This is a genomic window from Streptococcus sp. UMB0029 (genome assembly GCF_002871495.1).
In the GTDB taxonomy this organism is placed as follows: Bacteria; Bacillota; Bacilli; order Lactobacillales; family Streptococcaceae; genus Streptococcus.
Genome location: NZ_PNGD01000017.1, coordinates 53,794 through 64,527, shown reverse-complemented (window position 1 = coordinate 64,527; position 10,734 = coordinate 53,794). Strand labels below are relative to the sequence as shown.

The 10,734-nt window shown below is 42.6% G+C and carries 7 protein-coding genes and 1 tRNA gene; all 8 read right to left on the bottom strand.

Annotation, left to right across the window (positions count from 1 at the left end):
• Positions 1-283 precede the first annotated feature (283 nt).
• Positions 284-355, bottom strand: a tRNA-Glu gene (locus tag CJ239_RS10850).
• A 110-nt stretch (positions 356-465) separates the two neighbouring features.
• Entirely contained in the window at positions 466-900 is a 435-nt protein-coding gene (locus CJ239_RS10845; RefSeq protein ID WP_102211568.1) for a cytidine deaminase, read from the bottom strand.
• A 13-nt stretch (positions 901-913) separates the two neighbouring features.
• Positions 914-2,374 carry a glutamate--tRNA ligase gene (gene gltX, locus CJ239_RS10840; RefSeq protein WP_102211567.1) on the bottom strand — a complete coding sequence of 487 codons (1,461 nt, stop codon included), beginning with the start codon at positions 2,372-2,374 and terminating at the stop codon, positions 914-916.
• Positions 2,375-2,501: 127 nt separating this feature from the next.
• Positions 2,502-3,851 carry a glucose-6-phosphate isomerase gene (locus tag CJ239_RS10835; RefSeq protein ID WP_000018268.1) on the bottom strand — a complete coding sequence of 450 codons (1,350 nt, stop codon included), beginning with the start codon at positions 3,849-3,851 and terminating at the stop codon, positions 2,502-2,504.
• Between the two features lie 170 nt (positions 3,852-4,021).
• Positions 4,022-4,711, bottom strand: a complete 690-nt coding sequence (locus tag CJ239_RS10825; RefSeq protein WP_001138351.1) for a gamma-glutamyl-gamma-aminobutyrate hydrolase family protein — start codon at positions 4,709-4,711, stop codon at positions 4,022-4,024.
• Between the two features lie 243 nt (positions 4,712-4,954).
• Positions 4,955-6,721 (bottom strand): multidrug efflux ABC transporter subunit PatB, encoded by a 1,767-nt coding sequence (gene patB / locus CJ239_RS10820; RefSeq protein ID WP_102211566.1) that lies wholly within the window; start codon positions 6,719-6,721, stop codon positions 4,955-4,957.
• Between the two features lies 1 nt (position 6,722).
• Positions 6,723-8,429 carry a multidrug efflux ABC transporter subunit PatA gene (gene patA / locus CJ239_RS10815; protein ID WP_102211565.1) on the bottom strand — a complete coding sequence of 569 codons (1,707 nt, stop codon included), beginning with the start codon at positions 8,427-8,429 and terminating at the stop codon, positions 6,723-6,725.
• A gap of 145 nt (positions 8,430-8,574) precedes the next feature.
• Positions 8,575-10,734: DNA mismatch repair protein MutS (gene mutS / locus CJ239_RS10810; RefSeq protein ID WP_102211564.1), on the bottom strand; the 2,160-nt coding region annotated here is incomplete at its 5' end.

Below are 10,734 nucleotides of genomic sequence, written 5' to 3'. Positions count from 1 at the left end.
CCGCCAGCGTTCGTCCTGAGCCAGGATCAAACTCTCATTAAAAGTTTGAGTTCTCACTCATTTCTGTCACTGACAGATTTATTGTTTTTTCATTGTTCAGTACTACAACCTTAGTTGTAGTGCCCTGCACATTGGTTCGTCTTGTTCAGTTTTCAAAGGTCTTTGTCACTCACTTCTCTCAAGTGACAACTATATTAGTATATCACAGTCGCTTTCGCTTGTCAACACTTTTTTGAAACTTTTTTAAACTTTTTTCATCAAGTGTTCCATCCACAACATACCATAGTCCGTACGGGATTCGAACCCGTGTTACCGCCGTGAAAAGGCGGTGTCTTAACCCCTTGACCAACGGACCAGAGCTGTTATTTTCAACTCTTACTATTATACCCACTTTTCAAACTTTGTCAACTACTTTTTCTATTTTTTTCAAATTAAGTAGAAAGAGCCAGAATTACACTGACTCTTCTATTGATTATTAAACTTAGAAGCACGTTCTTCTCCCCACCAATATGGGATTAGTTCTGCGACTTTCACTGTCTTTCTTGTATTGTAGTCCATCATGAATTCTGCATCTTTATTTTCAGCATTAAGCTCTAAAAGGAACTCTCTACAAGCACCGCAAGGCATGGCTGAACTTCCACCATACGGCGGTTTGTCTCGAAAGGCTAAGACTTTTTTAACCTTCGTTTGCCCTGAAAATTGGTACATATTAAAGAGTGCCGCACGCTCTGCGCAGAGATGGAATACTCCACAGGTTCCCTCCATACAGAATCCTGTAAATAGTTGTCCATCTTCTGCTTCTACTGCGGTAACGACATGATTAGCATAAACAAAATCAGATACTTCATGTGGATTATACAATTTCTGTGCTTCTTCGTACATCTTTTCCCAGATGTCCATTATTGTACCCTTCTTACTTAGAGATTTCCTTTAACATATTTTCGATATGCTGGATTGATTTTTCACGACCTAACAAGAAGATCGTATCTGGTAATTCTGGTCCATGCATTTCACCTGAAACAGCAATACGAATAGGCATGAAAAGATTTTTTCCTTTAATACCTGTTTCTTTTTGGACTGCTTTAATTTGTGGGAAGATATTTTCTGTCACAAATTCATCATCTGTCATCGCCTCAAGTTTTGCTTTGAAGACTTCAAGAACTGTTGGGACTGTTTCCCCCGCCATGACTTCACGCTCTGCTTCTGTCAATTCTGGGAAATCTGAGAAGAAGAGATTTGTCAATGGGATAATCTCATCTACTGATTTCATTTGTGGTTTATAGAGTTCAACTAGTTTTTCAGCCTTGTCAGTTAAACGGTCTGCTTCCTCTAAGAATGGTTTTGCCATTTCAAAGATAGTTTCTAGGTCTGCATTCTTGATATAATCATTGCTCATCCAGTCGAGTTTCTTCTGATCAAAGGCTGCTGGTGACTTACTGAGGCGGTTTTCATCGAAAAGTTTAATGAGTTCTTCACGAGAGAAGATTTCATCTTCGCCACCTGGGTTCCAACCAAGAAGAGCAATGAAGTTAAAGACTGCTTCTGGAAGGTAACCTTTCTTTCGATAATCTTCAATAAATTGAAGTGTATTAGTATCACGTTTAGATAACTTCTTACCCGTCTCAGAGTTGATAATCAAGGTCATGTGACCGAACTCTGGGGCTTCCCAACCAAGTGCTTCATAAACCATAAGTTGTTTTGGTGTATTAGCAATGTGGTCGTCTCCACGGATAACGTGAGAGATTTGCATATCGTGGTCATCGATAACAACGGCAAAGTTGTAAGTTGGGTAACCATCTTTCTTTTGGATAACCCAGTCACCACCGATATTGCCACCTTCAAATTCGATATCGCCTTTAACCATATCATGCCACTTATAGATACCTGACTCATTGACAGCCAAGCGCACAGTTGGGATAATGCCTGCTGCTTCGCGTTCTGCGATGTAAGCCACTTTCTCCTCTTCATTCATACCAAGGTATTCATTGACATAGCGAGGCGTTTCACCAGCTGCTTCTTGGCGTTCGCGTTCAGTTGCTAATTCTTCTTCTGTAACGTAAGATTTATAGGCTTTTCCTTCAGCTAATAATTGGTCGATGTATTTTTGGTACAAGTCCAAACGCTCAGACTGGCGGTAATTTTCATGTGTTTCTGGGCTTTCATCCCAATCCATGCCCAACCAACGAAGGTTTTCAAGCTGTGAACGTTCTCCATCCTCGACATGACGTTTACGGTCAGTATCTTCGATACGAATGATAAAAGTTCCACCATGATGACGTGCGTAAAGGTAGTTGAACAATGCTGTACGGGCATTCCCGATGTGTAGTAGTCCTGTTGGACTTGGTGCGTAACGTACGCGGATATCTTTTGACATAGTTTCTCCTATAAAGTCTCTAGGCGTCTGCCTTTTTACTTTCTATATTATATCACAAGTCTTGGCTGAGTCCAATCTCTATGAATAAAGAGACTAAAAAGAGTGGACAAACCACTCTTTTCTTCTATTATAGACGTGCGTTAAGTTCTTTGCTCAATTCTTCAAATCCTGGTTTTCCAAGAAGGGCGAACATATTACGTTTGTAAGCTTCAACACCTGGTTGGTCAAATGGATTGATGGCATTCAAGTAACCAGAAAGGGCGATAGCCAATTCGAAGAAGTAGATTGTATAGCCAAGAGTGAAAGCGTCTTGCTCTGGAAGAGTCACGTACATGTTTGGTACATCACCATCTGTGTGGGCAAGAAGAACACCATCAGTCGCTTTTTTGTTTACAAAGTCAACGTCTTTTCCTTGAAGGTAACCAAGTCCATCAAGGTCTTCTTCCAAGCTAGGAATAATCACGTTTTTACGAGGTTTGTCAACACGGACAACTGTTTCAAACATGATACGAGTTCCTTCTTGGATAAATTGACCAAGTGAGTGCAAGTCAGTTGAGAAGTTGGCTGAAGTTGGGTAGATACCTTTTTGGTCTTTTCCTTCTGATTCACCAGCCAATTGTTTCCACCACTCTGAGAAGTATTGAAGTGATGGCTCATAGTTTACCAAGATCTCAGTTGCATAACCTTTACGATAAAGGATGTTACGAACTGCTGCGTATTGGTAAGCTTCGTTTTCAGAGATTTTATCTGAAGTGTAGTCTTTGCGAGCTGCATTCGCACCTTCCATAAGGGCTTTGATGTCAGCGCCTGATGCTGCGATTGGAAGCAAACCAACGGCTGTCAATACTGAGAAGCGTCCACCGATATCATCTGGAACAACAAATGTTTCCCAACCGTTAGCGTCTGCTTCAACCTTAACAGCACCTTTTTGGCGGTCAGTTGTTGCATAGATACGTTTGTTTGCTTCTTCTTGACCGTATTTCTTAACCAAAAGTTCTTTGAAGACACGGAAAGCAATAGCTGGTTCAGTTGTTGTACCTGATTTAGAAATCACGTTTACTGAGAAGTCTTTATCAGCTACGTACTCTACCAAGTCAGCAAGGTAAGTAGATGAGATTGAGTTTCCTGCGTAAAGGATTTGTGGGGCCTTACGTTCTTCTTTTGTTTGCAAGTTCGCAAAGTGGTGGTTCAAGAAGTCGATTGCTGCTTTAGCACCAAGGTAAGATCCACCGATACCGATAACAACCAAAACATCGCTGTCTGACTTGATTTGCTCAGCAGCTTTCAAGATGCGGTCAAATTCTTCGCGGTCGTAGTTTTCAGGAAGGTCCAACCATCCCAAGAAGTCGCTACCAGCACCAGTTCCTTTACGGATCAATTCATCTGCTGCTGTTACTTGTGATTGCATGTATTCCACTTCATGTGGTGCAACAAATTTATCTAAGACTTTTGAATAATCAAATTTAATATGTGACATGTTATTCCTCCAATATTTCTTCTTTTCTATCATAACGCTTACCTTCGTTTTTTTCAAGTTTTTTTGTCGAATTTCTCCAATTTTTATCAGAATTCAAACGTTTGCGTAAAAATCCCACATTCCAAAAATTTTGAAAAAATAAAAGAAAGAACGACCAGATGTTCCAGTCGTTACAGTTCATTCAATAAATACTCAAATAGTTCTAAATTGCCATCTTCTTCATTAACTAGAAACTCTGGATGCCACTGCAAACCGATAATGCGGTGTTCGTCGATAGACTCAATCGCTTCGATGGTCTGGTCTCTTGGATCAATAGCGGTTACACGGAAATTAGGTGCCAAATCTTTAATGCTTTGACGATGGACAGAGTTAACCTGACTTTCTTTTCCAAATAGCTTAGCCACCACGCTTCCTTCTACTGTCTCAATAGAGTGAGATGTTCCGAAAGGCAGTCCTTGCCAGTGACCTTCGATTTCTTGATTGAGGGTTCCACCAAAGGCAACATTGACAAGTTGGACACCGCGACAGATTGCCATAATTGGTTTATTCTGACGAAGCGCTTCTTTCAAGAGGGCCAATTCAAATTCATCACGGACCAGATTGTAATCATCGCTCTCGATGGTCTTTTTCTCTCCATAAAACTGAGGATGGACATTTTGACCGCCTGTCAAAATCAATTTATCAATCATTTCTACATAATCGCGTACAACTGACTCATCACCAACAGGAATGACTAAAGGGAGACCACCGACTTGACGAATGCTCTCTGCGAATCTACAAGATACAGATGAATGAATATTTTTGCCTTCTGCGTCTACGGGACATAGATTTGCAGCAACTCCTACAACCGTTCTAGGCATGATGTCTCTCCTTTCGAATGTTAATACTCTTCGAAAATCTCTTCAAACCACGTCAGCGTCGCCTTACCGTACTCAAGTACAGCTTGCGGCTAGCTTCCTAGTTTACTCTTTGATTTTCATTGAGTATAACGATAGTCCTATCATATCACTCAAAATGCCTTTCGTCTAATATGTTTTTTTTAAGTCCGTGATAAATATTTCTTATGAACAAGAAAAAGCTGCCCACATAGGACAACTTTTTTCTTATTCAAAGACAAATTGATTGTGATAAAGTTCTGAATAGAAGCCACCTAGTTTCAAGAGTTCATGGTGGTTACCGCGTTCAATGACTTCTCCATCTTTAAGCACAATAATCTGGTCTGCATTGAGAATGGTTTTCAAGCGGTGGGCAATAACGAAACTTGTTCTTCCTGCTACAACCGCCTCCATGGCATGCTGAATCTTGCTTTCTGTCACTGTATCTACGTTTGAAGTTGCTTCATCGAGAATGAGAACTTCTGGATCTGTCATCAGAGTTCGAGCGATAGAAATCAATTGCTTCTGTCCTGTTGAGAAGATGCTCTGGTCATCATCTATAAGAGTATCGTACTTATCAGGTAAGCTTTCGATATAGTCATGAATGTGGGTTGCTTTGGCTGCTGCCTCAACCATTTCCTGACTTGCATCTGGCACACCGAAACGGATATTGTCTCGAATGGTTCCGCTAAATAAAACCGAATCTTGCAAGACAATCCCTACCTTACTTCTGAGACTATCCAAGTCATAGTCACGAATGTCTTTACCATCAAAATAAATATCGCCAGCATCAACATCATAAAAGCGATTGATGAGGTTCATAATAGTGGTTTTCCCTGAACCTGTCGGACCAACAACTGCTGTCATCTGTCCTTTCGGGGCAGAAATGCTGACATCTTTCAAAATGGGTTTATCAGGCAAGTATGAAAAATCAATATGACTAATTTCAACACCTTCTTGCAACTTAGTGAAGATTGGAGCCTTTTCAGGTCGGATTTCTTCCTCTGCGTCAAACATTTCCTGAATCCGTTCAGCACCTGTAAAGGCCAACTGAAGACTCCCCCAACTAGCTGCAACTTGGATAATAGGCTGGTAGTACTGCTGTGAAAATTGGGCAAACATCACAATCAAACCTAGAGCTGTGCTTGTTTCAATAGACTTATCATTCAAAAGTACAGCTGAACCAGCAAAGATGACGATGGCTGTATTAACCAGACTCATGCCATTCATGACAGGGAAAAGAATTCCTGAGAACATTCTTCCTTTAAAGGTCGCCTTGCGCACGCGCTCATTTTGTTCAAGAAATCCTGCCATCATATCCTCTTGAATTCCTTGCACAATCACGGCTTTTTGGCCTGAAATACTCTCGTCCATATAGGCGTTGAGGTTCCCTACCTCTTTTTGCTGGAGGTTGGTGTATTTGCGTGCCATTTTTACAATAAAAATCAGCATAAGGAAGGCCACTGGTGTGCTGGCAATAGTGATAAGGGCCAGCGTCACATTTCTCGAAAACATGACAAGAATCAGACCAATGTATAGAACGATGTTGCTCATGACCTGAATCAAGCTTTCGTTAAAGGCTTGGAGGATATTATCCAAATCACTGGTAAAACGAGATAAGATATCGCCATCTTGTCGGCGGTCAAAGAAAGAAACCGTCAAGCGAGCAAGCTTACCGAAGAGGCCTTTGCGCATCTCATTGGTAGATTCTGCAATCACGCGCGTCATGAGACACATGTATATGACACTGGAGATAAAGAGAACCAAAACTAGCAGGCCAAGATTGACCATGATTCCTGATAGACTTTGCCAAACAAGTTCTGGATTGCCATCTTGATAAGCTTGAACTAAATTAGCTAGCTGCGTCACTGCTTGTCCAGAAAAGACCGGAAAGAGGGCTTGGGCAAGAGTTGCTAGAACAATCATCAGGATAACAACTACAAATGATAGCTTATAGACTTTAAAATAATTCCAAAAAAATTGAACTGTCTTCATTTTACTCCTCCTTTCCTTTCTGTGTTTCGTAGATTTCACGGTAAACGGCATTGTTGGCAACCAAGTCTGCATGCGTACCTTGACCAATCAATCGTCCTTGATCTAGAACCAAGATTTTATCTGCATGAACAACCGAGCTAATCTTTTGCGCGATGATAATGGTTGTTGTTCCCTTCAAGTCCTTATTCAAGGCTTCTTGCACTAGACGCTCTGACTTGGCATCCAAGGCCGAGGTCGAATCGTCAAAAATCAGAATACGTGGATTGCTGACAATCCCACGCGCAATCGACATCCTTTGCTTTTGCCCACCAGAGAAGTTGGTTCCCCGTTCCTCAACTGGACTTTCAAAGGTTTTCTCCATACGATGAATGAATTCACTAGCTTGGGCAATGTTGGCTGCTCGCTCCATTTCAAATAGAGTGGCATCACCCTTACCCTGTCTCAAGTTATCTGCAATCGTTCCACTAAAGAGAATGGCACGTTGGAGAACGATAGAAACTGTTTTACGCAGGGTCCCTTCACTCACTTCTCGAATATCCTTACCTCCGATTTTGATAGCCCCTTCCTGTGGGTCAAAGAGACGTGGAATCAATTGAGCCAAGGTTGATTTTCCTGCACCAGTCGCTCCAACGACACCAACCATCTGACCAGGTTCAATAGTAAAGCTCACATCTTTCAGCATCGGTTCCTTATCCATTGGATAGGTAAAGGTCACATTTTCAAAGCTAAGACTGCCGACCAACTCTTCATCTGGGACATCCTTGAAGGTCATGGCTGGCTCTGCATCCAAAATTTCTCGAATACGACGCATAGAAATCATGGCACGACTGACAGAATTTCCCAAAAATCCAACCATGACAATGGTAAAGATAATCTGGCTTAGGTAATTGACAAAGGAAGCAATGGAGCCAACAACTGACGGATCCGACTGAACCATCCCTGCAACTAGCCAAATAGAGAGGAATACCGCCCCATAACCGACCAACATCATAAAAGGTTCCACTACTGAAAAGGCATAACCGATGTAAAGATTTTGACCGAGTAGCTCGTCTGAAACCTCCGTAAACTTAGCAAACTGCTCTTTTTCTTGGACAAAGGACTTGACCACTCGAACACCCCGCAGATTTTCCTTGGCAATGGCATTGATGCGTTCAAGAAGGGTTTGAAACTTGGCAAAACGAGGTCCCATCATTCCCATCATGACAGCAGTCAAACCAAAAATCAAGACTACCATGAGAACAATCACCCACCACAGAGAAGGTAAGGTTTGAACCGCCAGGATAAACGAACCGATGAACAAGAGGGGAAGTCTGAAAAGAATTTGAAAGGTCATCATGACCACGTTCTGAATCTGGTTGATATCATTTGTCATTCGAACGACTAGATTTCCCGCATTAAATTGTTCAATATTGGCATAAGAAAAGGTTTGGATTTTACGGAAGGCATCCTCTCGAAGGTCGGATGAAACTCCTTGGGCAATATAGGCTGCAAGGACAACATTGAGCCCACCAGCAACCAGACCGACCAAGGCCACACCAATCAACCAAGCTCCGATACTATAAATAGCTTCATATTTCCCAGCAAGGAGGGCGTCTAACACTTCCTGCAGATAACGCGGTTGCAGAAGTGAACTAGCAACCATCAAGCCTGTCATCAGAAGCGAAGCCAAGGCCTGCCACTTGTAGGTTTTTACTTTCTGAATCAGCATATTTTCTCCTTAAAAAATAGACAAAAGGGAGCGACAATGCGTCAGCTCCTTCTCATTCTGTTTGTGTGATGTTATTCTAGCAAAAAAGTGGGGGATTGTCAAAGAAGTCTCCTTGATATAGCTAGAATGACAAGTAATTCATTCTTTATAATTTTTGTTTTAACTCGACCAAGACATTCATAGCCTGCATAGGTGTCATATTGTAAACATCTAGTTTAGCTAATTCTGCTAGGATAGGATGCTCTTCTGCCGTATCAAATAGTGAAATCTGTTCTGTGACAGCACTTGTTTGCCTCATGGGAGCAGGACTTTCTGTTCCTTGACTCTCTAACTGAGTCAAAATCTTATCCGCCCTTGCTAAAAGGTCTGCTGGCAAGCCTGCAATCTTGGCAACATGGATACCATAGGATTTATCAGCTGGCCCTGGTTCAATCTTGTGAAGGAAGGTGACCTGCCCATCCTGCTCCAAAGTTGCCACGTGGACATTGACCAAGTGTTGTAAACTAGACTCCAGACTAGTCAACTCATGGTAGTGGGTCGCAAAGAGGGTCTTGGCTCCGATGTACTCATGGATGTATTCGATGATGGACTGGGCAAGAGCCATCCCGTCATAAGTTGCAGTTCCCCGTCCCAATTCATCAAAGAGAATGAGAGAGTCCTTGGTCGCATGCGAAATGGCATTGTTAGCCTCCATCATCTCTACCATGAAGGTTGATTGACCTGAAACCAAGTCATCTGCTGCTCCGATACGGGTAAAAATCGCATCAAAAATCGGTAAATGGGCGCTTTCTGCTGGCACATAAGACCCCATCTGGGCCATAACCGACGTCATGGCTAACTGACGCATATAGGTTGACTTTCCGCTCATGTTGGGCCCTGTAATCAGTTGAATACTGGTATCTTCTGCCATCTGAATCGTATTTGGAATATAGGTCTGAGCCCCCATAACCTTTTCAACGACAGCATGGCGCCCTTTCTGGATATCAATTCGCGAATCATCTCCGAATTCAGGTCGAATCAAATGCTGGGTTTCAGCCACAACTGCTAGACTCTGTAAGACATCAACTGTCGCAATGCCTTGAGCTAAAGCCTGCAAACGCTGGATATACTTGCTGACCTCTTCACGAATACGCATAAAAATTTCGTACTCTAGATTAGCTGACTTCTCACGCGCCTCCAACATATCTCCCTCGATACGGGCCAATTCCTCAGTTCCAAAACGTTCTGAGTTTTTCAGCGTTGCCTTGCGGAAAAAGTGAGCTGGAACATTTCCCAGTTGCGAATTGGTCACATGGAAATAGTAGCCATCCTTCTTATTGTAGTCAATCTTGAGCGTACTGATACCAGAATTTTCTCGCTCCTTTGCTTCAATTTCAGCAATCCAGCTGGTCCCTTCTCTGAGCACTCGGCGGTATTTATCCAAAGTCTCATCAAACCCCGTCCGGATAATACCCCCATCTGTAATCACATGAGGAGCTTCAGGAGCAATCGCTGCGCTAATCAAACTCTCCAACTCAGGGATTCCATCCAGTTGTGCGATAAGATAGGCTAGAGCAGGTTGCTCCATCCCCTCTAAAATCGCACGGATCCGTGGCACACTGGACAAGGTAGTCGCCAATTGCAAGAGATCCTTAGGATTGGTTTTGCCAAAAGAAACCCGACTAGCCAAACGTTCGATATCATAAACACCCTTGAGACTGTCTGTCAAATCACTGCGCTCAAAGAAGTGGTCAAGAAAGACCTGCACCACCTCTTGACGTTGGACGATTCGCTCCTTATCAATCAAGGGACGGTGAATCCAAGAACGTAACAGACGCATTCCCATAGCCGTCTTGGTTTCATCCAAAAGCCAGAAAAGACTGCCTTGTTTCTTGCCTGAACGGGCATTTTCAACCAAATCCAGACTAGCCTTGGTCGCATAATCCATCTGCAAGAAATCTTTGATTTCATAGCGGATAACAGGCTTGAGGTGGTTCAATTCCCTCATCTGGGTTCGATGGACATACTGGAGCAACTTACTAGATGCCGCTTGCTCCACCGCTGCTAATCGTGAATCCAGTAAATGAAGGTCTTCAAAGCCTTCTTTTTCATAGGAAAGCACCAGATTCATCTGGCGACTGAGGATTTGTTCTTCTTCCTCAGACAAGTCATAGCCCAGCACCACTTCTCGAGCCTTGAGGTTACGGATTTCCCCACAAACCAGCGTGAAATCCAAAAGACCTGTCACATAAAAATCACCTGTCACTAGATCCATATAAGCTAGACCAAACTGATTGCCATCACGGTCTATGGCAACCAAGAAATT